Raw genomic sequence first — 21,302 nt, 5'->3', positions numbered from 1 at the left:
AGGGCAGCATCATAAGGCCAAGGTGTGTTGTCCCCATGAAACCTTCAAGCCATGGGGAGGCATTCGTCCGGAAAAGCTGGTATGCGCCTCAAATCGGGCCATCATTTTGACGGGACCAGCCCCATAAGAGAGCCGAGCCATGGCAAGCATCGATACGCTTTTCGTCACCAAAGTCTACCGCGCCGAGCTGACGGGCGCGAAGGCGGAACGCCGCAACCAGGAGCTCGAAGCCGCCTGCCTGTCCATCGCCGAGGATGACGAGGCCGGGCAGCGCTGGTGCGTGAAGCACGGCTACCCGGGCTATACGTCCTATGCCTCGCTCAACGACCTGCCCTGGCGGGTCCCGGTCTTCGGCGAGCTCCTGAAGGAGATCGACAAGCACGTGGCGGCCTTCGCCAAGGAACTGGAATACGATCTCCAGGGCCGCAAGCTCGTCATGGACAGCCTGTGGATCAACATCCTGCCCCCCGGCGGCATCCACACCTCGCACATCCATCCGCACTCGGTGATCAGCGGCACCTATTACGTGACGATCCCGGAGGGCGCGAGCGCCCTCAAGCTCGAGGATCCGCGCCTGGGCTTCATGATGGCGGCCCCGCCGCGCAAGGCCAAGGCCAAGCCCGAGAACCGCCAGTTCGCCTATATGAAGCCCGCACCGGGCACGGTGCTGCTCTGGGAAAGCTGGCTGCGCCACGAGGTGCCCCTGAACGAGGCGGAAGCTGAGCGCATCAGCGTCAGCTTCAACTACGCCTGGCAGTGAGGCTCAGACCTCGGCCCACATCCTGAAGAGATTGGCGCCGGCCTTCGCCACGAGATCGAATTCCGGCGTCTTTCCTGACTGCGCGAAGAGGCCGCGCTTGGCGGTTTCGAGATCGAAGAGGAGTTCGCGCTTCGCACTGTCGCGCACGTAGCTCTGCGCCCATCCCACGGCCACGAGGCGCTCGCCCCGCGTGACGGGCGCGACCCGGTGCAGGCTCGTGGAATCGTAGACCACCAGATGGCCTGCCGGCAGCTTCACTTCCTCCTCGCCGGCAGCGGACTCGATCACGAGTTCGCCGCCGTCGTAGGAATCAGGATCGGCGAGGAAAAGCGTGAAGGACACGTCCGTGCGGATGCCGTGCATCAGGGGATTGTCCACATGGGAGCCGTATTCCTTGCCCGCGCCGTAACGGGCGAAGATCAGGGGCGTCAGGGCCTTCGGGCGGGCGGCGAGGCTGAAGACCTCGTTGCCCATGATCGCCTTCGCGACCCGCTCCCGCAGGAGGCTCAGAGCCGCGCCTTCCCGCGCCTGGTCGTTGTCCTTGACGAGCTTGGCGCTCCATCCGGCCGTCGCCCGCCCGTCCTCGAATCGCATGGAGCCGAGCATGGCGCGGATCTCTTCGCACTCGGCCGGAGACAGGACACCCGCAATCGTCATCAACATGGGAAGGCACCTTCGCACTTGTCAGACCACCCCATATTCTGTAGCTAAGTCATTGTAAAGACTAGTAGTTTTTAGTCTTTCTAAACTAGCCGCCGGCGACCTTGCACCGCCGAGGGGAGAACCCATGAAGAGACGGAAGATTTGGGCGGGACTGAGCACCGCCATCCTGGTCGCCGCGCCCGCGGCCTCGCAGGCGACGATTCTGCACGCCCCATCCCAGCCCGCGATCGCGGCGAAGACGGACCGGCCCCTGCTGCAGCTTGCCCAGCACCAGGGCCACGCCATGCCGGCCGCGACGGCCGGCGGCGAAGGGGACGGGGAAGGCGGCGGAGCCGCGGAGCTTCCCCCGGCTCTGCATGTCTATCGCGGCATCGAGATGATCCGCGGCCATCTCCTCGTCGGCGGCGAGCTGATCGAGGCCGGACGCTGGGCGGATGCCCTGCCCCACTTCCTGCATCCGGAAGAGGAGATCTACGGCAGCATCCGCGATGGCCTGAAGACCTTCAACGTCGCGCCCTTCCAGGTGGCCCTGAAGGCTCTGTCCCAGACGGTGAAGGCCAAGAACAAGGAAGCCTATGCCCGCGCCCGCGCGGCACTCGAGGAGCGTCTTTCCGCCGCCGAAACCGCGGTGAAGGCGAAGGAGACCGACGGCACCTATTTCGTGCTCGAAACGGCGCTCGAAGTGCTGCAGCAGGCCGCAGACGAATATGCGGAAGCCGTCGAGAAGGGCCGCATCGCCAATGTGGTCGAGTATCAGGATGCCCGCGGCTTCGTGATGGAGGTGGACCGCCTCGTCGCGTCGGTCATGCCTGCGGCCTTAGCGAAGGACGCCGATGCGGCCAAGGCCCTTCAGGCGAGCCTGAACGACCTGAAGGCGACCTTCCCGTCCGTGACGCCGCCGAAGCAGGCGGTCAAGGATTCGGGCGAGTTCCTGAGCGCCATCGCAAAATTCGAGCTGCAGCTCGGAAACCTGCGCTGACGCTCATGACGCGCGGGGACCTTCTCAAGGCAGGCCGGGTGCTGGCGGGCGTCGTGCTCGCGAGCCTCGTGAGCGGTGCGGCCGAAGGGCCCGCACCGCTCGATGCCGCGCATTGGCGCAAGGTCTTCGCGCGCCCCGACCACACACCGATGCCGTCGGACAATCCGGCCACGCCGGAGAAGATCGCGCTCGGCGCGAAGCTGTTCGAGGACACGCGCCTGTCGGGCGCGGGCGACATGGCCTGCGCGAGCTGCCATCAGGCAGACCTGTCCTTTTCCGACGGGGTGGACCGGCATCCCGGCCTCGACGGCCAGCCCCTCGACCGGCGCACGCCGTCGCTCTGGAACATGGCCTGGGGACTGTCCTGGTTCTGGGACGGCCGCGCCGCGAGCCTCGAGGCACAGGCGCTGGGTCCCATCGAGAACAAGCGCGAGATGGCAGGCGATGTGGAGCGCGCGCTGCGGGACCTCGGCTCCGATCCGCAGATGCGCCGCGATTTCGCGAAAGCCTTTCCCGAGGATCCTGCCGTGAGCGCGGCCAATCTCGTCAAAGCCATCGCCGCCTTCGAGCGGACGCTGGTGTCACCGGAAACGCGCTTCGACCGCTGGGTCGAGGGGGACGACAAGGCTCTGGAACCTGACGAGCTCGCGGGCCTGGCGCTTTTCGTCGGCAAGGCGGGCTGCGTGGCCTGCCACCAGGGCTGGCGCTTCACCGACGACGCCTTCCACGACATCGGACTTGCGAGCGCGGACAAAGGCCGCGGTCCCATCTTGGGCATCGCCGCCGCCGATCATGCGTTCAAGACGCCGAGCCTGCGCGAGCGCGTGTGGAGCGCGCCCTACATGCACGACGGTTCGCTTGCCACCTTCGAGGAGGTGGTCGCGCATTACGCGGACACAATCGTGAAGCGCCCCACCCTCTCGGCCGATCTGCCGCAGGGCATCGCGCTCAGCCCCAGGGAACGCGAGCAGCTCGTCGCCTTCCTCAACACGCTCTCCAGCGAGGATCCTCCGCGCCCGGCGAGCCTGCCTGCCAAGGCGATGACGGCGGGCGTGAGCGCGGACGCCGTCGCGGTTTCCATCGTGAGCCAGAAGGACCGGCGCTTCTCGCCCGGAGCCGTGCTGCTGAAGCTGGGCGAGGCCCTGAGGATCCTCAACGACGACACCCGCGTTCACAATGTGCGCGTGGACGGTCCCGGCCGGAGCTACAACTCGGACGCCCAGAACCCGGGCGATACGGTGACCCTCGGCTTCGACCGGCCCGGCCGGTACGACGTGATCTGCGGCATTCATCCGGACATGCGGCTCACCGTGAACGTGAGCGCCGCCGGGGCTCCCTGAGGCATCTTTCGAAAATACACGCCTCGTTTCCGGCGACACGGCCCGCTCGTCTGCGCTAGAAAATGGGCATGCTCATGCTCCGTGACGACGACACCCTCTTCGCCGCCCTTCTTGCCCGTGACCCGTCCTACGAGGGATTTGCCTATGTGGGCGTGAAGACGACCGGCATCTTCTGCCGTCTGACCTGTCCGGCCCGCAAGCCGAAGCGCGACAATGTCGTGTTCTTCTCCTGCACGGACGCAGCGCAGGGCGCAGGCTTTCGCGCCTGCCTGCGCTGCAAGCCCCTCGACAGCAGGCGGCCCGCAAGCGGAGCCCTCGACCTCCTGCGCGACAAGGTGAAGGCGGAGCCGGACAGGCGCTGGACGACGGAGGAGCTGAAAGCCCTGGGCTACGATCCCTCCACCGTTCGCCGCGCCTTCCAGCGCGAATACGGCATGACCTTCGCGCAATATGCCCGCTCCCAGCGGCTCGGGCACGCCGTCAGCCGGCTCAAGCAGGGAGGCTCGGTGCTTGAGGCCCAGCTCGATGCAGGCTACGAATCCGGCAGCGGCTTTCGCGATGCCATCGGCAGGCTCATCGGCGACGCGCCGGCCCGCACGACCGCCCGTCAGATCCTCACCGCCCAATGGCTCGACACACCCATCGGCGCCATGCTCGCCGTGGCGGACGATGCGGGCGTCCACCTGCTCGAATTCGCCGAACGGAAGGCGCTTCCCAACGAGATCAAGCGGCTGCGCGAGCAGGTCGCCCCCATCGCCTTCGGACGGCATCCGATGATCGACACGCTCGCCGACGAAGTGAGGCGATATTTCGCCGGGCAACTGGCAGCGTTCACCGTGCCGGTCGTGCAGAAGGGCACGGCCTTCGAGGCGACGGTCTGGGACAACCTGCGACGGATTCCGGTGGGACAGACGCGCAGCTATGGCGCGCTTGCCCGTACTCTCGGCCGACCCGATTCAGCCCGCGCCGTCGCGCGGGCCAACGGCGCCAACCAGATCGCCATCATCGTTCCCTGCCATCGCGTGATCGGCGCCGACGGATCGCTGACCGGCTACGGCGGCAAGCTCTGGCGCAAGCAATGGCTGCTGGAGCACGAGCGGCGCATGGCGGATGCGCACCGTACGCCCGCATCAGCCATGGACCGGGACCCTACCGCCTGATGATGAAGGCTCTGGAGGATGCGGCGGGGGCTGCCCTGCTCTGACGTTCTTGCTGCGGCTCAGGCGCGCGCCCGTTCGATCTTCGGCAGGAAATAGGCCAGGAGGCCGATGGCGGGCAGGAACGCGCACACCTTGTAGACGGTCTCGATGCCGGTCATGTCGGCGAGCTGCCCGAGGGCCGCGGCGCCGAGGCCGCCCATGCCGAAGGACAGGCCGAAGAACAGGCCGGCGATCATGCCGACCCGTCCCGGCACGAGTTCCGTCGCATAGACGAGGATGGCCGAGAAGGCGGAGGCCAGGATCAGCCCGATGATGAAGCTCAGCACCGCCGTCCAGAACAGGTTGGCGTAGGGCATCAGAAGCGTGAAGGGCAACACGCCGAGGATCGAGATCCAGATAACGTAGCGCCGCCCGATCCGGTCGCCGACCGGGCCGCCGAGCAGCGTGCCCGCCGCCACGGCTCCGAGGAAGATGAACAGGTAGATTTGCGCATCCTGCACCGGCAGCTGGAACTTCGCGATGAGGTAGAAGGTGAAGTAGCTGGTGAGGCTCGCCATGTAGAAGTTCTTCGAGAAGACCAGCAGCATCAGGATCGTGATCGACACGGCCACGCGCCTGCGCGACAGGGAGGCTCGGTGCTCCGCCGCCCGGGGCCTGGCCCTCATGTCCGCGAGCTTGGCCCGATACCACCGCCCGACCGAGAACAGGATCAGCATAGCGAGCAGCGCCACCGCGGAGAACCAGGCGATGCTGGCCTGTCCGAACGGCACGACGATGAAGGCCGCCAGCAGCGGCCCCAGGGCCGTGCCCGTATTGCCGCCCACCTGGAACACCGATTGCGCCAGGCCATGCTGCCCTCCGGACGCCATGCGGGCGACGCGCGAGGATTCGGGATGGAAGACCGACGATCCCATGCCGACCAGAGCCGCGCCGAGAAGCAGAAGCGGAAAGCTATGCGCCTGCGAGAGCGTCAGGAGGCCGACGAGGGTGAACCCCATGCCGATGACGAGCGAGAACGGCTGGGGCTTGCGGTCCGTCAGGATGCCGACCACGGGCTGCAGGAGCGACGCGGTGAGCTGGAAGGTGAGCGTCAGCAGCCCGATCTGGCCGAAATCCAGGCGGAAGGTTTCCTTGAGGATCGGGTAGATCGCCGGGAGCAGCGACTGGATCAGGTCGTTGAGCATGTGGGACACGCTGATCGCCAGCAGGATCGGCACGGCGGTCCTCTCCGCCGTCGTGGCGAGCGGGGGCGCGGTCAAGGCAGGCGATTTCGTGTCCATCGGCGTTCTTTATAGTGCGGCCGAGCCTGGGCTCGGGCCCTGTCGTCAAGCGTTTCCGCCTCCCCTATAGCCCAGATCCACGCCATGATCCCCTGCCCATCCTGCAAGGCTGGGTTACGGTGCAGGGAGAGCTGACGCTCCGCCGACCGGAAGCGGCCTCACTCCAGCAGCAGCTTCACGACGAAGGGCAGGATCAGCGCGGTGACGAGCGCGTTCAACCCCATGGCGATCCCCGCGAAGGTGCCGGCGAGCGAATTGACCTGGAAGGCGCGCGCTGTGCCGATGCCGTGCGAGGCCAGCCCCACGGCGAAGCCCCGCGCCCGCCAATCCTTCATGCGCAGCGCATTCATGAGTGGCGTGACCATGACGGAGCCGATGACGCCGGTGAGCATGATCAGAATGGCGGTGAGCGCGGGATCGCCGCCGAGCGCCTCCGAGATGCCCATGCCGACGGGCGCGGTGACCGATTTCGGCGCCAGCGAGACAAGGACCGCGTAGGGCATGCCGAACAGTTTCGCGACGGCGACGGCCGAGACGATGGCCGTCGCCGAACCCACGACGAGCGCCGCCACCATCGGCACGATGGAGCGCAGCACGACATGCCGGTTCTCATAGAGCGGGATCGCAAGGGCGACCGTCGCGGGGCCGAGCAGGAAGTGCACGAATTTCGCGCCCTCGAAATAGACCGGATACGACGTGCGCGTGGTCCAGAGCACGAAAGCGACCGTCACGACGGAGATCAGCACCGGATTGCACAGGGGATGCCGCCCGAAGGCCTGCGAGATCCGGTCCGCGACCGCATAGGCGCCGAGCGTCACGACGAGCCAGAGCAGCGGCGTCTGCGACAGGTAAACCCAGAGGGAGAAGGTTGAATCGCTCATGGCCTCTTCTCCGGGCTCTCGATGGACGCGCCGGTCAGGCGCGACACCGCCACGAAGACGACGACCGTGACGACGAGCGTCACGAAGGTCGAGACGACGAGGGCCACGGCAAGGCCCAGCCCATATTCCGCCAGCACGTCGAGCCGCTGGATCACGCCGACGCTCGCCGGGACGAACAGCAGCGACAGATGCGCCAGAAGCCCCTTGCCCGTTGCATCGATTCCCCGGCCGAACTCGGGCCGCCTGCGGGCGAAACGGCCGCGCAGGCTCAGGAAACCGAGCAGGAACAGCATTCCGAGAACGGGGCCGGGCAACGGCCAGCCGAAGCCGCGGGTCACCACCTCGCCCAGAAGCTGGCAGAGAAGAATGAGGGTCAAGCCGACGATCATGAAAACCTCGGGAACGGGATGCCGATCACAGGTATAGCGGTCCGAGGCCGATGCAAAGCATGCGCCTGAATTGGTGCCGCCAGCTTGGCCGTGCTACGAACCGGCCGGAGCCTGGCGGAAGGGAAACGACGGCCCGGCCCGGACCTGACGGATCATCGAGGAACCATGGACGCCGCCTCTCTCCTTCCCCGCCTCGCCGTAGCTCTTGCCATCGGCATGCTCATCGGCCTTGAGCGCGGCTGGCAGCAGCGCGAGGAAGCGGAAGGAGAGCGCACCGCGGGCCTGCGGACCTATACTCTCACGGCCATCCTCGGCGGTCTCTCGGCCGTTCTGTCGAGCTATACCCATGCCATCTTCCTGGCCGTGTCCTTCCTCGGCTTCGCCCTCTCCTTCAGCGCCTTTGCATGGCTCGAGGCCAAGGCCGACCGTAACTTCAGCGTCACGGGCGTCGTGGCCGGGCTCATCACCTTCGCCCTCGGGGCCTACGCCGTGCTGGGCGACCTGCAGCTCGCGATCGCGGCGGGCGTCACCGTCACCCTCATCCTGGCCCTCAAGCGGCCGCTCCACGAATGGCTGCGGCAGCTGACCTGGCTGGAGATCCGGTCGGCGCTCATTCTGCTCGCGATGACGTTCCTCGCCCTGCCGCTCCTGCCGAACAGGACCGTCGATCCGTGGGATGCGATCAACCCGTCCGAGATCTGGCTTCTCGCCATCATCATCGCCGCCATCTCCTTTGCCGGTTACATCGCCATCAGGATCATGGGCAGCCAGGCCGGCGTGGCGCTGGCGGCGCTCGCAGGGGGCCTCGCCTCCTCGACCGCCACCACGGTGACCCTGGCGCGTCTCGCCCGCGAGCACCCGGGCGCAAGCCCGCTCCTCGCCGGCGGCATCCTCCTGTCGGGCGCGGTGATGATCGCCCGCGTAATGGTCGTCGCGAGCGCCTTGAACAGCGCCCTCATCCTTCCCCTCGCCTGGCCCCTCGGCGCAGCGGGAGGGGTAATGATCGTCGTCGCGGGCCTGCTCTTCCTCACTTACGGCAAGGGCAGCGAGGAGCATCCGCAGCTCAGCATCCGCAATCCCTTCGATCTCGGAACGGCCCTGAAGCTCGCCGGGCTGATCGCCGTCATCAGCCTGCTCGCCAGGATCGTCAGCCATTTCATGGGCGATGCGGGCCTCACGCTTCTCGCCGCCCTTTCCGGCATCGCGGACGTAGATGCCATCACCCTCTCCCTCGCCCGCATGGCCGACAGCGGCATCGCCGTCGCGACGGCGGCGCTCGGCATCGGAACCGCGGCCGCCGTCAACACCGCCGTGAAGGCCGGCATGACGTTCAGCCTGGGCACGGCAAGAGCCGGATGGATCGTCTCGCTCACCAGTGCGGCCGCCGTCGTGGCGGGCGGCGCGGCATTCGCTTTCCTTTCGACATGAGAGCAGCGCTCCGCCGGTTTCTCATTCAAAGGAAGATGCGCCCAGGGCGAACGCTTTCCAGCAGCGCGATCTCACCGATCACACAGTCCGCGTCGGCGTGAGCTACAAGTTCGGCAGCTATTAAGCCTGCGGAACGCAACACAAGCCTCCTCGACAAAACCCCGGCGATGAAAACATCGCCGGGGTTTTTCACGTATTGCCGACCAAGAAAAAGGCGGGCCCGAAGCCCGCCTTTTTGAAGTCGCTCAGTTGTCCAGGAAGCTTCGGAGCTTGCGGCTCCGGGAGGGGTGCTTCAGCTTGCGCAGGGCCTTCGCCTCGATCTGGCGGATGCGCTCGCGCGTCACCGAGAACTGCTGCCCGACCTCCTCGAGGGTGTGGTCGGTGTTCATGCCGATGCCGAAGCGCATGCGCAGCACGCGCTCCTCGCGCGGCGTGAGCGAGGCGAGCACGCGCGTGGTCGTCTCGCGCAGGTTCGACTGGATCGCCGCGTCGATGGGCAGGATCGCGTTCTTGTCCTCGATGAAGTCGCCGAGGTGCGAATCCTCCTCGTCGCCGATGGGCGTTTCGAGGGAGATCGGCTCCTTCGCGATCTTCAGAACCTTGCGCACCTTCTCCAGCGGCATGGCGAGCTTCTCGGCCAGCTCCTCCGGGGTCGGCTCGCGGCCGATCTCATGCAGCATCTGGCGCGAGGTGCGGACGATCTTGTTGATCGTCTCGATCATGTGCACCGGAATGCGGATCGTGCGGGCCTGATCCGCGATGGAGCGCGTGATCGCCTGACGGATCCACCACGTGGCATAGGTGGAGAACTTGTAGCCGCGCCGGTACTCGAACTTGTCGACCGCCTTCATGAGGCCGATATTGCCCTCCTGGATCAGGTCCAGGAACTGCAGGCCGCGGTTCGTGTACTTCTTGGCGATGGAGATCACGAGGCGCAGGTTCGCCTCGATCATTTCCTTCTTCGCTTGGCGGGCCTCGCGCTCACCCTTCTGCACCATCATGACGATGCGGCGGAATTCCTGGATCTCCAGGCCCGTCTCGCTCGCCAGATTGTGGATGTTCTCGCGCAGGTCGTGAATGCCGTCCTTCGCCTTGGCGACGAAGTCCTTCCAGCCCTTGCCGCCGAGCTTGGAGACGCGCAGCACCCATTTCGGGTCGAGTTCCCAGCCCTGGTAGTGCTTGAGGAACTCCTCGCGGGCGACGCCGTGGCTTTCGGCCAGGCGCATCAGGCGTCCCTCATGGGAGATGAGGCGCTTGTTGATGTCGTAGAGCTGCTCGACCAGGGCCTCGATGCGGTTGTTGTTCAGCGACAGCGACTTCACCGACGCGACGATATCCGACTTGAGTTCCTTGTACTTGCGCTCCTGGGCCGGGGTCAGCTGCTTGTTCTGCAGGCGCTGCTCCACGTGCTCCACCTGGAGGCGGCGCAGCTTCTTGTAGTTGTCGGCGATGGAGTCGAAGGTCTCGAGCACGCGCGGCTTCAGCTCGGCCTCCATGGCCGAAAGCGACACGTTGTTCTCCATGTCGTCGTCGTCGAGCTCGCCCTCGGGCGGGGTGGCCTCGTCGCCCTCGGCCGCCTCGTCCTCGCCGTCACCCTCGCCGAGCGCATCCACCTTGGGCGCGCCCTTGCCGTCGGGGCCCGCATAAGTGGCCTCGAGGTCGATGATGTCGCGCAGGAGCACGCGGCCCTCGACGAGCTCGTCGCGCCAGATGATGATGGCCTGGAAGGTCAGCGGGCTTTCGCAGAGGCCCGCGATCATGGCCTCGCGGCCGGCCTCGATCCGCTTGGCGATCGCGATCTCGCCCTCGCGGGAGAGAAGCTCCACCGAGCCCATCTCGCGCAGATACATGCGGACCGGATCGTCCGTGCGGTCGGTCGGCTCCTTGGCCGTGGTCTCGCGGACTGCGACGGCCCGGGTCTGCGACGCCTCGACGAGATCGCCGCCCTCGGCCTCCTCGTCATCGGCCTCGGCCTTCTCGCCCTCTTCAGCCTCTTCCGACTCGACGACGTTGATGCCCATCTCGGAGAGCTGGCCGAGCACGTCCTCGATCTGCTCCGAGGAGAACTCCTCCGGAGGCAGGACCTCATTCAGCTCGTCGTAGGTGACATACCCGCGCTTCTTGGCGAGCTTGATCATCCGTTTAACGGCGGCATCGCTCAGGTCGAGCAGAGGCCCGTCGCTCGTTTGCTCCGGAGCTGTCGTCTCGCCTTCGTCCCGTTCGGTTGCCTTCGTTGCCATGCTTTGCTCAACTCCAGCGCCGCGCCGGTCCCCCCTACAGGACCTGCGATGCGCGAATGGGCGGCGAGCACGCGGCTCCACCACCCGAAATCCGTTCCCGACTATAAACAGTGAGTCGCTTGACTAACCGTTAACCATCCCCTGCTCAAACTGCCGCAACCGCCCGGCTTGCAGTCCCTGACGCTGCGGGACATCAGTGACCCCCGGGGATCCCTGCATTGTCCATGTCAGCCTCGGCACCCTCGACGGAGGACAGCTGGTTCTGGACCTCCCGCAGCCAGGCGAGATTGGCCTCACTGTCCTCTTCGGCAAGCGCGCGCTCGGCAGCTCGAAGTTCGCTATGTAACGTGCGTGCGCGGCGATGCAAGGTGATGGCTTGCCTCAATGCGTCCTCAAGACGCAAGGGATCCGCATGCGGATCGAGCATCCACCGGTCGCCGGGACGGACCAGGGCCGCCAGCCTGTCCGCCTCCGCGGTCAGGCCGGCCCGTTCCAATCGGGCCTTCATGACCGCCGGGTCGGCAGGTTCGCCGCTCGCCGCTCCATCGAGCAGGAGACTTCGCACCATTTGGGTGGAGCGCCCCTCAAGTTCAAGATCTGCAAGGGTTTCCGCGTGATTTTGAAGGAGCTCCGGGTGCACCAGGAAGGTGCAGAGGATCATGGCCTCCCGGGGGCTTTCGGCCGTGCTCCCGGCAAAAAGCGGGTTGCGCGCGAGCAGCGGGGACACGCTCAGACGGGCGCTCGGGGTCATGGGCTGGGGCCGCTGGAAATCCCGCCGGGGGCCGCCGCCCTGGCGGCTGAACCGTCCCCCGCGAGAGTCGGGACTCAAGGCCGCAAGGCGGCTTTCGACCTCCTCCCGGTAATAGCGCCTGAGGGTTTCGTCGCGAATCAGCGCCAGTGATTCGCGAAGCCGCCGCTCCAGGGCAGCCCTGCGCTCGGGCGTATCGAGGGGCCCGGCCTCGACCTCCCGGGCCCAGAGCACGTCCACCAGCGGGCGCGCCGCGGCGAGAACCCGCTCCACGGCCGCGCTTCCGCCGGCCCTGGCCAGGTCGTCCGGGTCCTGCCCCTCGGGCAGCATGGCGAAGCGCAGGGACTTTCCGGGCATCAGGCTCGGCAGGGCCACGTCGAGCGCCCGGTAGGCGGCGCGCTGGCCGGCCTTGTCGCCGTCGAAGCAGAGGATCGGCTCCTCCGCGAGGCGCCAGAGAAGCGTGAGCTGATCCTCCGTCAGCGCGGTGCCCAGGGGCGCGACGGCGTTGGGAAAGCCGGCGACGCTCAAGGAGATCACATCCACATAGCCTTCCACCGCGATCACCGTGCCCCGGTCATGGGCGGGCTGACGGGCCAGATGGTAGTTGTAGAGCAGCCGCCCCTTGTTGAAGAGCGGCGTGTCGGGCGAGTTGAGGTATTTCGCCGGAACGTCGGCGCTCAGGGCGCGGCCGCCGAAAGCGACGACCCGGCCGCGCACGTCGCAGATCGGGAACATGACCCGGTCGCGGAAGCGGTCATAGGGAACCTTCACGTCCTCGCCCGCATAGACGAGCCCCGCCTCCTCCATCATCTCCACCGGCACGCCCTTGCCGGCGAGGTGATCGCGCAGGGCGAAGCGCTCGGGCGGCGCATAGCCGATCCGGAAGCGGGCCTGCGTCTCGAGGCCCAGGCTTCGGCCCGCGAGGTAATCCCGCGCCTTCGCCCCGAAGCGCCCCTGGAGCGACGCCTGGAAGAACTCCGCCGCCAGCTCCATGACGTCGTAGAGGTTCTTACGCTTGACCTCTTCCTGCCGGTCCTCGCGGGAGAGCTTGGGCAGGGGCACCCCCGCCTCCGCCGCCAGCCGCTCAACGGCCTCGGGGAAGGACAGCCCCTCCGTCTCCATCAGGAAGGTGAAGATGTCCCCGTGCTTGCCGGAGGAGAAGCAGTGATAGAACTGCTTCTGGTCGTTCACGTAGAAGGACGGCGTCTTTTCCGCGTTGAAGGGCGAGAGCCCCTTCCATTCCCGCCCCGCCTTCTTCAGGCGCACACGCTTGCCCACGACAGCCGAAACCGGCAGCCGGGCGCGGATCTCCTCGAGGATTTGGGGCGGGTAGCGCAACGTGAGCGGTTCTCCAAACCTGCTCCTTAAACTAGAGCGGCGGGACAAGGGACGGAAAGAGAACGGCCAAGGTTTTCTGTGCCCGCAATCCACAGGAGAGGTCTGCGCGAAAACTCAAGCCTGTCCGACCCGTCCCGTCATGGGGTTCGCTTCCGGCGGCCGTGTGGCCCGGACATCATGACGGGCATGGGAAGCGGATTCCGGCACGACGGGCAATTCGAGGCTCGCCACAAGCCCGCTGCGGCCTTGCCTGTTGACGAGCCGGACCCGAGCGCCGGTGCGAACGGCGAGCGCCTTGACGATCGAGAGTCCGAGCCCTGTGCCCTCCTGTTCGTGATCCGCGCGGACGAAGGGATCGAACACACGGTCCAGCATCTCCTCCGGGAGGCCGGGTCCCGTATCGGCGATCTCGACCGTCACGCCGTGCGGGCTCCGGCGCAGAGCGATCTCGACTCGCCCGCCGGCGGGCGTATAGCGGATCGCATTGTCGAGCAGGTTTGAGAGCATCATGGCAAGGTCATGCCGCTCTGCCCCGATCCGAACGGGTGGAATCGCGGCCGACGCGAGCGCGATCCCCTTGCTGTCCGCCAGCGGGAGGACGCAGGCGATCGCATCCTGCAATATGTCGGGTAATGAGGCGGATTGAGAGCTTTCGGCAAGAGGCGAGGTTTCGGCGCGCGCCAGGGCGAGCAACTGGCTTGTCAGCGTAGACATGCGCTGCACGGCATGGTCCATTTCGTCCAGGAGTTCCCCGGTTTCCACATCGGCCGATTGCCGCAGATTGCGCAACTGGATCTTGAGAGCGGTCAGCGGCGTTCGCAGCTGATGCGCCGCATTGGAAACGAAGCGCCGCTGCGCCGCCACCATGTCCCGGACACGGGCGAGCGCCTCGTTCATCGCACCGACCAGCGGCTGGATCTCGCCGGGGGCATCCGGCGCCGCGAGCTGGCGCATGCTCTCGGGCGAACGCTCGCGAAGCTGTTCCGCGAGATGATCGACCGGACTGAGGATACGACCGACGAGCCACCGCACCAGCAGCCACGACATGGGAATGAGGAGGAAGGTCGTGACCAGGGCCGGCAAGGCTGCCTTTAGGGCAAGCCTCCGGCGCACGACCGAGCGCTGCGAGACCTGAACGGTGCCATCGTCGAGAACCCAGGTGTAGCTGCGCCATCCTCCTTCGGGCGTTTCGAAGCTGGAAAAGCCCGTCTTCGGCTGAGGCGGCAGATCGTATCCCGGCGGGAAGGATTTCAGCAGGACGCCATCGGGATCCCACACCTGAACGACGATCATGTCGGCGGGGCGCAGGGGCGGCGCGGGCATCTGCGCGAAATCGTCCACGGAGCCGACCACATCCAAAGCGATTTCCCGCATCTGGTTGTCGAGGAAGTTGTCGGGATCCTGTTGCGCAACAATGTACGCGCCCAGCCCGCCCATCAGCCCGAACGAAATCAGCAGCAGCGTGAACCAGGCGGTGAGCCGCCCGCGGAGGGAACCGTGCCGCTTCATTTGACCACCATCCAGCCGACGCCGCGGACATTGCGGATGATGTCGTTGCCGAACCTGCGGCGGATGTAATGGATCAGGACATCGACCGCGTTGCTTTCGACCTCGTCCCCCCAGCCATAGAGGCTGTCCTCCAATTGCCTGCGCGAGAGAAGGACTCCCGGGCGCTCCAGCAAGGCCTGAAGAAGCGCGAATTCGCGCGCGGGAAGAGTCTGTGTGATGCCGTTGTAAGTCGCCTGGTGTGCGGCGAGATCGAGAACGATTTCGGAAGAGTGAATCTGCGATGTGGCGTGCCCGGCGTGGCGGCGCACGACAGCCCGGATCCGAGCCGCGAGTTCATCGAAATCGAACGGTTTGACCACGTAGTCGTCGGCGCCGCGATCAAGCCCGGTGATGCGGGTTTCGATGTCGTCATGGGCCGTGACGATCAACACCGGCGTAGCGTCCTTGTGTCGCCGCATGTCGTTGAGAACATCGAGCCCCGCCTTATCGGGCAGGCCGAGATCGAGCAGAACGATGGAATAGGGCGTCGTACTGAGCGCGGCGAGCGCATCGTCTCCCGTTCGCGCCCAATCGATCGCGTCCCCGGAACCCTCGAAGGCACGGGTCAGGCTGCGCCCGATCAGAGGATCGTCTTCGACGAGCAAAATCCTCATGGAACCGCCTTTGCTGCCGCGATGAATTCAGCCTTCTGAGCAGCCGGCGCGCAAGACCGCATATTGCCGCTTTCATCGGATCGCGCGTATCGCCTGCACCCTCATTCTCCGCTAAGTCAGGCCTTGTACCATGCAGAAATGGTACCGCGGGTACCTTCCCTTGATGGAGAGATCCGATGAAAAAGTTCCTGATTGCCACGTCGACTCTGATCTGCCTGATGGGCGCGCCGCTGGCCGCGCAGGCTGCCGCATCGTCCTCCCAGCCGGCAACGTCGACAGAGAAGGCGCAGCCCCCCAAGCATGCGACGGTGAGGCATCACACTGCCAAGCATCGCAGCGCCATGAATCAATCCAAGAAGCACGTGAAGTGCGCGCCCGGCTCGCAGAACCCGGCCTGCCATCCGACCTCTACGGGCTCCGTTCGCTGAGTACGTCAACCTTGATCTGAAATCGGCGCTCTCTTTCCGGAGAGAGCGCCGTTTCCACACGCAAAATCCATCCGCGCACGCTTGGATCATGCGAAAGGATCCATTTCTACCTCTTTAGAGGCGACGGAACTGTCATCTATCGAACAGACACCGGTTCGGAGAGCCATTAATGGAACCGTCCCGAAGAACAGGGGAAGGGATGTCCATGATCGAAGCCGATCTTTCACGCGTGGGCTCCGGGGAAATGGCGCGGACGGATCCGGCGGCGCTCAGGCGCCGCTACCAATCTCTTCTGACTGCCCTGGCGAACCTGGACTTCGAATACGAGCGCGAGCGGGAGCGCATGAGCGCCTTCCTTTCGGGTCCGAACGGACAGCACCGCGCCCTGGTCAGATTTCGCGAGAAGCACCGCGAGCGCAGAATGCCTTATCTCCACCAGCTGGCCATGCTCCGGAGCCGGCTGCAAGGCTGAGAAAGCTACGCGCCGCAACGATCTTGAGAGAACCGGTCGCCCGCACTGCCCCCAGGGTTGAGACCGGAAACTTGAGCGCCCCTTGCGGGCGCTTTTTTTCATTTCTGGACCGCCGGCGGAGACGCCCGGCAGCCGGGCGCGAATCTCCTCGAGGATTTGGGGCGGGTAGCGCACGAAGCGTGAATCTCCAAACCTGTTCCATAAACTAGGGCAGCTAGGGCGGAGAACGAAAGCGAACGGCCAAGGTTTTCTGTGCCCGCAATCCACAGGGGCGGCGCAAAGCTCCCCTTCGGACAGCGCATGGGCATCGCCTGCTTCAGCAGTTCTCGATCTTCCGCAAATCGCCTAAAGGACAATAGGTTTGTATTCTCTTGAAAGAGCCCAGACGCAGGGAGGAGAGGCCTTGGACATCAAAACGACGGATCCCTTGACGGTGCTGAGTGCCGAGCGCCGGATCACGCTCGGGGAGGTCGCAACTGCCAGTGCGGAACTCTGCCCCGCGATCGAGCAGGAGGCGCAACAGCACGGGATGGCGATCAGCGGCCCCTGGATCTTCGTGTCTCATGGCCTCCCCCAGGATGCATGTACAGCCTTCAGGATCGAGTTCTGCCTGCCCGTTTCCGCCAGTGGCCCCTATCAGGGGGATTTCACCCTTAAGACCCTCGCCCCCATGCTCTGCGCAGCCAAGCAGCATATCGGCCCGCTCCGCACTCTATTCTCAGAAGGCTACGGACCATTGCTTCAAGCGATCACCGATGCCGGACACGACTTCTCCGGCGAGAGCCGGGAGGTCTATCGCCGTTGGCATGGGCCGGATGCGGCAGACAATCAGATCGAGATCCAGTTCGGGTTGCAGCGATGAGGCTGCCTGCCCGCCCCTGCTTCCAGGGTTCCGGCTCAGCCCTCTTGGCCGTATCCAAGAAGTGCTTCAATCCCGCGCCCATTCCGTCGCGAGAACGATGTGGGTCGTGGCGGTCGCCACGCCCTCCACCGAGGCGACCATGTCGCGGATGCGGTTGAGGGTTGCATTCGAGTCGCAGGACACGTTCACCATGAGGTCGATGGAGCCTGTCAGGGAATGACAGGCGACGACTTCCGGGATGCCTGCGAGACGCGGCACCACCTGCTTGCAGCGGAAGCCCGGCTCGAACGTGACGGCGATCATGGCCCGAACGGCCGGATCGTGCCGGGAGGCCAGCTCCACCGTATAGGCCTTGATGACGCCCTCCCGCTCCAGGCGTCGCATCCGCTCCTGGGTGGCGCTGCGCGACAGCCCGACGGAACGGGCGAGCCCGACGAGGCTCTCCCGGGCGTTCCTGCGCAAAGCCGCAATGAGGATCCTGTCTTTCTCGTCCAGCACCATGCCGTCACGCTGCCCTGAGCCCTTCTCACCGACACTTAGCCGGTCGTCCGGTCATCTTGTCTAGTGAAACCGGCACGGCGCTGCGCGAAGAGAGAACGAACAAGGAGACGATCCATGCCCCTCACCCCCAGCGTTCTTCTGCCCGTGGATATGCAGCAGGCCTTCGACAGCCCCGCCTGGCCCCGCCGATGGAACCCCTCCGTCGATGCCAACGGTCAGGCCCTGATCGAGGCTTGGCGCGCCCGCGCGTGGCCGATCGTCCACGTGAAGCACGATTCCGTGACGCCCGGCTCGACCCTGGCTCCGGGCCAGCCGGGGAATGCATTCCGGCCGGGCTTCGAACCCTGGGATGGAGAGCCCGTGGTTTCGAAGAGCGTCAATTCCGCCTTCATCGGCACCGATTTGGATTTGCGCCTTAAGCGGCTGGGAATCCGCAGGGTGGTGGTTTTCGGAATCACGACGGATATGTGCGTGTCCACGACCGTGCGCACCGGCGCCAATCTCGGCTACGACATGATCCTCGTCGAGGATGCCTGCGATTGCTTCGACCTGCCGGACGGCGCGGGCGGGACGATCCCGGCCCGCACGAGCCATCAGGTCCATGTGGCGACCCTCGGCTTCGAGTTCGCCCGGGTGGTCACGACCCGGACCATGCTGGCCGAGCTGGCCGGGGCCGGCTCGGCCGCCGCCTGAGCTAGCCCTTGGGCAGCATGTCCTTCACGAGGCCGCTGGCCTTCGCGAAGTCCATGCGGCCCGCATATTTGGCCCGCAGGACGCCGACGACCTTGCCCATGTCCTTCATGGAGGCGGCCCCGGTCTCGGCGATGGCGGCTTGAATGGCGGCCTTGGTCTCGGCCTCGTCCATCTGCTGGGGCAGGTAGGAGGAAATGACCGCGACCTCGTTCTTTTCCTGGTCGGCGAGCTCGGTGCGGCCGCCCTGCTCGTACATGGCGATCGATTCCTGGCGCTGCTTCACCATTTTCTGGAGGAGGGCCAGGATTTCCTCATCGGACAGGGGCTCCTTGCCGTTGCCGCGGGCCTCGATGTCCTTGTCCTTGAGGGCGGCCTGGATCAGGCGGATGGCTCCGAGCCGGCCCTTGTCGCCAGCCTTCATGGCCTCCTTCATGTCGGCGGTGAAACGGTCTCGCAGCATCAGGTATCTCCTTGGTTTTAAGTCGCTTGAGCGTTGACGGAACGCCTGCCGCCCCTTAAGTCACAGCAGACAGTTCAAGAGCGGCCCGCAAGCGGCCTGCTCAAGCACGGCCCGTTGGCCCCGGACTTACAAGAGATCATGACGATGCTGCAAGACAAAGACACCACCGGGTCCCTCTCGGGTGGCTGGACAGAGCCGCGCGCGACGGCCGTTCTCGTGCTCCAGGACGGCACGGTGCTGGAAGGCTTCGGCGTCGGCGCCGAGGGCGAGGCGACCGGCGAGGTTTGCTTCAACACGGCCATGACCGGCTACGAGGAGATCCTGACGGACCCGTCCTATGCCGGCCAGATCATTACCTTCACCTTCCCGCATATCGGCAATGTCGGCACCAACGAGGAAGACATCGAGAGCGTGAACGCCGCCTCCTCCTCGGGCGTGCGCGGCGTCGTGCTGTCGGCCTCCATCACCGAGCCGTCGAACTGGCGCGCCTCCCGCGACCTCGACGCCTGGCTGAAGGCCCGCGGCGTCGTGGGCCTCTCGGGCATCGACACCCGGGCGCTGACGGCCCTGATCCGCGACAAGGGCATGCCCAACGCGGTCATCGCCCACAATCCCGAGGGCAGGTTCGACATCGAGGCCCTCAAGGCCAAGGCAGCCGCCCTCCCCTCCATGGACGGCCTGGACCTCGTGCCCCTGGTCACCAGCGCCCAGCGCTTCGACTGGGATGAGACCACCTGGACCAGGGGCGAGGGCTACGGCCACCGGGAAGGGGCTCCTAAGCATCACGTAGTCGCCATCGATTACGGCGTGAAGCGCAACATCCTGCGCCTGCTTGCCCGCGCCGGCTGCAAGGTCACGGTGGTTCCCGCCACCGCTTCGGCCGAGGACGTGCTGGCCCTGAAGCCCGACGGCGTGTTTCTCTCCAACGGTCCCGGCGACCCGGCCGCGACCGGCGAATATGCCGTGCCCGTGATCCGCAAGGTGCTGGAGGAGAAGATTCCGACCTTCGGCATCTGCCTCGGCCACCAGATGCTGAGCCTCGCCGTGGGCGCGAAGACCAAGAAGATGCACCAGGGCCACCACGGGGCGAACCACCCGGTGAAGGACAAGACCACCGGCAAGGTCGAGATCACCTCCATGAACCACGGCTTCGCCGTGGACCCGGAGACCCTGCCGGAGAATGCCATGGAGACCCACGTCTCCCTGTTCGACGGCTCCAATTGCGGCATTGCCCTCACCGACCGCCCGGCCTTCTCGGTGCAGTACCACCCGGAAGCCTCTCCTGGCCCGCAGGACAGCCATTACCTGTTCGACCGCTTCGTGCAGATGATGGACAGCAAGAAGGCCGGGCTCTCACGATAAAGTGTCCGACGGGGACTTTTGACGGCCGGCGCCGCGACAAACGGAGCGTTGCGCCGGCCGCCCAAATCACGATACCGGTTGTTCAATCATAATATTGAAACGATTCCGGACTTTGATTTGGGGGTTTTCATCCCATGGATTTCGATAACGATTCCGGCGAATTCAGCCGGTTGCACAACCTCTTCACGTTTCACCTCGGCATCGCCGTCAGCCTTTCCTGGCTGACCTCGCTCTATGCCGCTCTCTACGCGCCCTGGGTGCGCAACATCCGCCCTCTGATCGACCCTACCTCCGTCGGCCCGGTCGAGAGCACGTGGTCCTACATCTTCATCTTCCCGGTGGTTCTCACGACGGCCTGGCTGATCTCGATCTTCGGCCAGAACCTCTTTGCCCGGTTCCGTCTTTTCGGGAACCAGGCGGTGGAGTTCGCCATCGCCGCGGCCGTGGCCTTCGGGATGTTCTACCTGTCCGTCGACCGCGCCGTCGCGGCCATGCTCATCGGCATGTAAGAGCCGTCCTCGTCGAAAGGCTCCGCTCGATCTTTCGCCCGCACCGTGCGTTCCCTCTCCGGTTCGGAAGGAGAGAGGAATGGCGCAGGCGAAAGGATATGGCGATCGGCAAGGCTACAACGCCCCGCTCGGCACGCAGACTTACATTTTCCGCGACAACGGCATCGTGCCGAATTCCCCGTTGCCTCTCATCGTCCGCCGCGGCGCCGTTTCGCCCTCGGCGGACGATCCGGCGATGGCGTTCGAGACCGTCTTCGCCGGGAACGGTTGGACCCATTCATGGCGCAACGGAATCTATCAGTTCCATCACTATCATCCCAACACCCATGAGGTTCTCGGCGTCTATTCCGGCTCGGCCCAGGTCCGCTTCGGCGGCGAGGACGGTGAACTCGTCTCCGTCAGCGCAGGCGACGTGATGATCGTTCCGGCCGGGGTCGCCCATGCGCTCGTCCGCTCGAGCGACGACTTCGCTGTGGTCGGCGCCTATCCCGACGGGGCCGATTACGACACGGTGCGCGACGATCCCCAGGCCCTCGATGAATCGCGCAGGCGCATCGCCAAGGTGCCCCTGCCTGACGCCGACCCGGTCGACGGCACGGACGGGCCGCTCATGCGCCTGTGGGCCTGAACGCAAAAAGGTCTCCTGT

General features: G+C 65.7%; 22 protein-coding genes. 12 read left to right on the top strand and 10 right to left on the bottom strand.

The features are described 5' to 3' along the window. The first annotated feature begins 139 nt into the window (after window positions 1–139). Window positions 140–760, top strand: coding sequence for a TIGR02466 family protein (locus tag L879_RS0104370; protein WP_027315032.1), 621 nt, complete (start codon window positions 140–142; stop codon window positions 758–760). Window positions 761–763: 3 nt separating this feature from the next. On the opposite strand, the gene L879_RS0104365 is transcribed toward L879_RS0104370, so the two are convergent. Beyond that, window positions 764–1,423 (bottom strand): Fe2+-dependent dioxygenase, encoded by a 660-nt coding sequence (locus L879_RS0104365; RefSeq protein WP_027315031.1) that lies wholly within the window; start codon window positions 1,421–1,423, stop codon window positions 764–766. 124 nt (window positions 1,424–1,547) lie between these two features. Between L879_RS0104365 and L879_RS0104360 the strand changes: the two genes are divergently transcribed. From L879_RS0104360 to L879_RS0104350, 3 genes are all read left to right on the top strand, one after another. Then, a complete protein-coding gene (locus L879_RS0104360) occupies window positions 1,548–2,402 on the top strand; it encodes a 4-helix bundle domain-containing protein (RefSeq protein WP_027315030.1) in 855 nt (284 codons plus the stop codon). Between the two features lie 5 nt (window positions 2,403–2,407). Beyond that, window positions 2,408–3,742, top strand: coding sequence for a cytochrome c peroxidase (locus tag L879_RS0104355; protein WP_027315029.1), 1,335 nt, complete (start codon window positions 2,408–2,410; stop codon window positions 3,740–3,742). A gap of 74 nt (window positions 3,743–3,816) precedes the next feature. After that, window positions 3,817–4,902, top strand: coding sequence for a bifunctional transcriptional activator/DNA repair enzyme AdaA (locus L879_RS0104350; protein WP_154664090.1), 1,086 nt, complete (start codon window positions 3,817–3,819; stop codon window positions 4,900–4,902). Between the two features lie 59 nt (window positions 4,903–4,961). Here L879_RS0104350 and L879_RS0104345 read toward each other — a convergent pair whose 3' ends face one another. The 3 genes from L879_RS0104345 to L879_RS0104335 all read right to left on the bottom strand — a co-directional run bounded on the left by L879_RS0104345 (window position 4,962) and on the right by L879_RS0104335 (window position 7,452). Then, the gene (locus tag L879_RS0104345) at window positions 4,962–6,182 is read right to left on the bottom strand and encodes an MFS transporter (RefSeq protein ID WP_027315027.1); all 1,221 of its coding nucleotides are present in this window, start codon (window positions 6,180–6,182) and stop codon (window positions 4,962–4,964) included. Between the two features lie 158 nt (window positions 6,183–6,340). Next, window positions 6,341–7,063, bottom strand: coding sequence for an LrgB family protein (locus L879_RS0104340; protein WP_027315026.1), 723 nt, complete (start codon window positions 7,061–7,063; stop codon window positions 6,341–6,343). Then, window positions 7,060–7,452 (bottom strand): CidA/LrgA family protein, encoded by a 393-nt coding sequence (locus tag L879_RS0104335; protein WP_027315025.1) that lies wholly within the window; start codon window positions 7,450–7,452, stop codon window positions 7,060–7,062. Before L879_RS0104335 ends, L879_RS0104340 begins: the two co-directional genes overlap by 4 nt. A gap of 165 nt (window positions 7,453–7,617) precedes the next feature. On the opposite strand from L879_RS0104335, the gene L879_RS0104330 reads away from it, so the two are divergent. Next, window positions 7,618–8,880, top strand: coding sequence for an MgtC/SapB family protein (locus tag L879_RS0104330; RefSeq protein ID WP_027315024.1), 1,263 nt, complete (start codon window positions 7,618–7,620; stop codon window positions 8,878–8,880). 245 nt (window positions 8,881–9,125) lie between these two features. Here the strand turns inward: L879_RS0104330 and rpoD are convergent, their stop codons facing one another. From rpoD to L879_RS0104310, 4 genes are all read right to left on the bottom strand, one after another. Continuing rightward, a complete protein-coding gene (gene rpoD / locus L879_RS0104325; protein WP_027315023.1) occupies window positions 9,126–11,120 on the bottom strand; it encodes an RNA polymerase sigma factor RpoD in 1,995 nt (664 codons plus the stop codon). A gap of 193 nt (window positions 11,121–11,313) precedes the next feature. Next, window positions 11,314–13,206, bottom strand: coding sequence for a DNA primase (gene dnaG, locus L879_RS0104320; protein ID WP_027315022.1), 1,893 nt, complete (start codon window positions 13,204–13,206; stop codon window positions 11,314–11,316). Between the two features lie 114 nt (window positions 13,207–13,320). Next, window positions 13,321–14,715: a sensor histidine kinase gene (locus tag L879_RS20425; RefSeq protein WP_051435028.1), complete on the bottom strand. Its 1,395-nt coding sequence runs from the start codon at window positions 14,713–14,715 to the stop codon at window positions 13,321–13,323. After that, a complete protein-coding gene (locus L879_RS0104310; RefSeq protein WP_027315021.1) occupies window positions 14,712–15,368 on the bottom strand; it encodes a response regulator in 657 nt (218 codons plus the stop codon). Before L879_RS0104310 ends, L879_RS20425 begins: the two co-directional genes overlap by 4 nt. Before the next feature lie 176 nt (window positions 15,369–15,544). Here L879_RS0104310 and L879_RS0104305 point away from each other — a divergent pair, with 176 nt between their 5' ends. The 3 genes from L879_RS0104305 to L879_RS0104295 all read left to right on the top strand — a co-directional run bounded on the left by L879_RS0104305 (window position 15,545) and on the right by L879_RS0104295 (window position 17,130). Then, window positions 15,545–15,796 (top strand): hypothetical protein, encoded by a 252-nt coding sequence (locus L879_RS0104305; RefSeq protein ID WP_027315020.1) that lies wholly within the window; start codon window positions 15,545–15,547, stop codon window positions 15,794–15,796. Window positions 15,797–15,995: 199 nt separating this feature from the next. Continuing rightward, complete coding sequence (locus L879_RS0104300; protein WP_027315019.1) at window positions 15,996–16,268, top strand: hypothetical protein; 273 nt, start codon at window positions 15,996–15,998, stop codon at window positions 16,266–16,268. Window positions 16,269–16,671: 403 nt separating this feature from the next. Then, window positions 16,672–17,130 carry a GyrI-like domain-containing protein gene (locus L879_RS0104295; RefSeq protein ID WP_027315018.1) on the top strand — a complete coding sequence of 153 codons (459 nt, stop codon included), beginning with the start codon at window positions 16,672–16,674 and terminating at the stop codon, window positions 17,128–17,130. Window positions 17,131–17,196: 66 nt separating this feature from the next. On the opposite strand, the gene L879_RS0104290 is transcribed toward L879_RS0104295, so the two are convergent. Next, window positions 17,197–17,631 carry an Lrp/AsnC family transcriptional regulator gene (locus L879_RS0104290; RefSeq protein WP_027315017.1) on the bottom strand — a complete coding sequence of 145 codons (435 nt, stop codon included), beginning with the start codon at window positions 17,629–17,631 and terminating at the stop codon, window positions 17,197–17,199. A gap of 114 nt (window positions 17,632–17,745) precedes the next feature. On the opposite strand from L879_RS0104290, the gene L879_RS0104285 reads away from it, so the two are divergent. Beyond that, on the top strand, window positions 17,746–18,324 hold the full coding sequence (locus L879_RS0104285; RefSeq protein WP_027315016.1) for a cysteine hydrolase family protein: 579 nt from the start codon (window positions 17,746–17,748) through the stop codon (window positions 18,322–18,324). A gap of 1 nt (window position 18,325) precedes the next feature. Here the strand turns inward: L879_RS0104285 and L879_RS0104280 are convergent, their stop codons facing one another. Then, on the bottom strand, window positions 18,326–18,784 hold the full coding sequence (locus tag L879_RS0104280; RefSeq protein WP_027315015.1) for a GatB/YqeY domain-containing protein: 459 nt from the start codon (window positions 18,782–18,784) through the stop codon (window positions 18,326–18,328). A 144-nt stretch (window positions 18,785–18,928) separates the two neighbouring features. On the opposite strand from L879_RS0104280, the gene carA reads away from it, so the two are divergent. The 3 genes from carA to L879_RS0104265 all read left to right on the top strand — a co-directional run bounded on the left by carA (window position 18,929) and on the right by L879_RS0104265 (window position 21,283). Continuing rightward, window positions 18,929–20,146, top strand: coding sequence for a glutamine-hydrolyzing carbamoyl-phosphate synthase small subunit (carA, locus tag L879_RS0104275; RefSeq protein ID WP_027315014.1), 1,218 nt, complete (start codon window positions 18,929–18,931; stop codon window positions 20,144–20,146). A 134-nt stretch (window positions 20,147–20,280) separates the two neighbouring features. Continuing rightward, entirely contained in the window at window positions 20,281–20,655 is a 375-nt protein-coding gene (locus tag L879_RS0104270; RefSeq protein ID WP_027315013.1) for a hypothetical protein, read from the top strand. A gap of 79 nt (window positions 20,656–20,734) precedes the next feature. Then, window positions 20,735–21,283, top strand: coding sequence for a cupin domain-containing protein (locus tag L879_RS0104265; protein WP_027315012.1), 549 nt, complete (start codon window positions 20,735–20,737; stop codon window positions 21,281–21,283). The last annotated feature ends 19 nt before the right edge of the window (window positions 21,284–21,302 follow it).

This window comes from Microvirga flocculans ATCC BAA-817 (assembly GCF_000518665.1).
Classification (GTDB): domain Bacteria; phylum Pseudomonadota; class Alphaproteobacteria; order Rhizobiales; family Beijerinckiaceae; genus Microvirga; species Microvirga flocculans.
The sequence above is the reverse complement of the archived record's forward strand: the minus strand, read 5'-3'. Positions and strand labels throughout refer to the sequence as shown.

Bases quoted from the DNA above. Each gene is read 5' to 3' on its own strand.
- L879_RS0104355 (WP_027315029.1), top strand. From the start codon at position 2,408: ATGACGCGCGGGGACCTTCTCAAGGCAGGCCGGGTGCTGGCGGGCGTC.
- L879_RS0104285 (WP_027315016.1), top strand. From the start codon at position 17,746: ATGCCCCTCACCCCCAGCGTTCTTCTGCCCGTGGATATGCAGCAGGCC.
- L879_RS0104365 (WP_027315031.1), bottom strand. From the start codon at position 1,423: ATGTTGATGACGATTGCGGGTGTCCTGTCTCCGGCCGAGTGCGAAGAG.
- L879_RS0104360 (WP_027315030.1), top strand. From the start codon at position 1,548: ATGAAGAGACGGAAGATTTGGGCGGGACTGAGCACCGCCATCCTGGTC.
- L879_RS0104335 (WP_027315025.1), bottom strand. From the start codon at position 7,452: ATGATCGTCGGCTTGACCCTCATTCTTCTCTGCCAGCTTCTGGGCGAG.
- L879_RS0104270 (WP_027315013.1), top strand. From the start codon at position 20,281: ATGGATTTCGATAACGATTCCGGCGAATTCAGCCGGTTGCACAACCTC.
- L879_RS0104265 (WP_027315012.1), top strand. From the start codon at position 20,735: ATGGCGCAGGCGAAAGGATATGGCGATCGGCAAGGCTACAACGCCCCG.
- L879_RS0104300 (WP_027315019.1), top strand. From the start codon at position 15,996: ATGTCCATGATCGAAGCCGATCTTTCACGCGTGGGCTCCGGGGAAATG.
- L879_RS0104290 (WP_027315017.1), bottom strand. From the start codon at position 17,631: ATGGTGCTGGACGAGAAAGACAGGATCCTCATTGCGGCTTTGCGCAGG.
- L879_RS0104340 (WP_027315026.1), bottom strand. From the start codon at position 7,063: ATGAGCGATTCAACCTTCTCCCTCTGGGTTTACCTGTCGCAGACGCCG.
- L879_RS0104280 (WP_027315015.1), bottom strand. From the start codon at position 18,784: ATGCTGCGAGACCGTTTCACCGCCGACATGAAGGAGGCCATGAAGGCT.
- L879_RS0104345 (WP_027315027.1), bottom strand. From the start codon at position 6,182: ATGGACACGAAATCGCCTGCCTTGACCGCGCCCCCGCTCGCCACGACG.
- rpoD (WP_027315023.1), bottom strand. From the start codon at position 11,120: ATGGCAACGAAGGCAACCGAACGGGACGAAGGCGAGACGACAGCTCCG.
- L879_RS0104330 (WP_027315024.1), top strand. From the start codon at position 7,618: ATGGACGCCGCCTCTCTCCTTCCCCGCCTCGCCGTAGCTCTTGCCATC.
- L879_RS0104305 (WP_027315020.1), top strand. From the start codon at position 15,545: ATGAAAAAGTTCCTGATTGCCACGTCGACTCTGATCTGCCTGATGGGC.
- carA (WP_027315014.1), top strand. From the start codon at position 18,929: ATGCTGCAAGACAAAGACACCACCGGGTCCCTCTCGGGTGGCTGGACA.
- L879_RS20425 (WP_051435028.1), bottom strand. From the start codon at position 14,715: ATGAAGCGGCACGGTTCCCTCCGCGGGCGGCTCACCGCCTGGTTCACG.
- L879_RS0104310 (WP_027315021.1), bottom strand. From the start codon at position 15,368: ATGAGGATTTTGCTCGTCGAAGACGATCCTCTGATCGGGCGCAGCCTG.
- L879_RS0104350 (WP_154664090.1), top strand. From the start codon at position 3,817: ATGCTCCGTGACGACGACACCCTCTTCGCCGCCCTTCTTGCCCGTGAC.
- L879_RS0104370 (WP_027315032.1), top strand. From the start codon at position 140: ATGGCAAGCATCGATACGCTTTTCGTCACCAAAGTCTACCGCGCCGAG.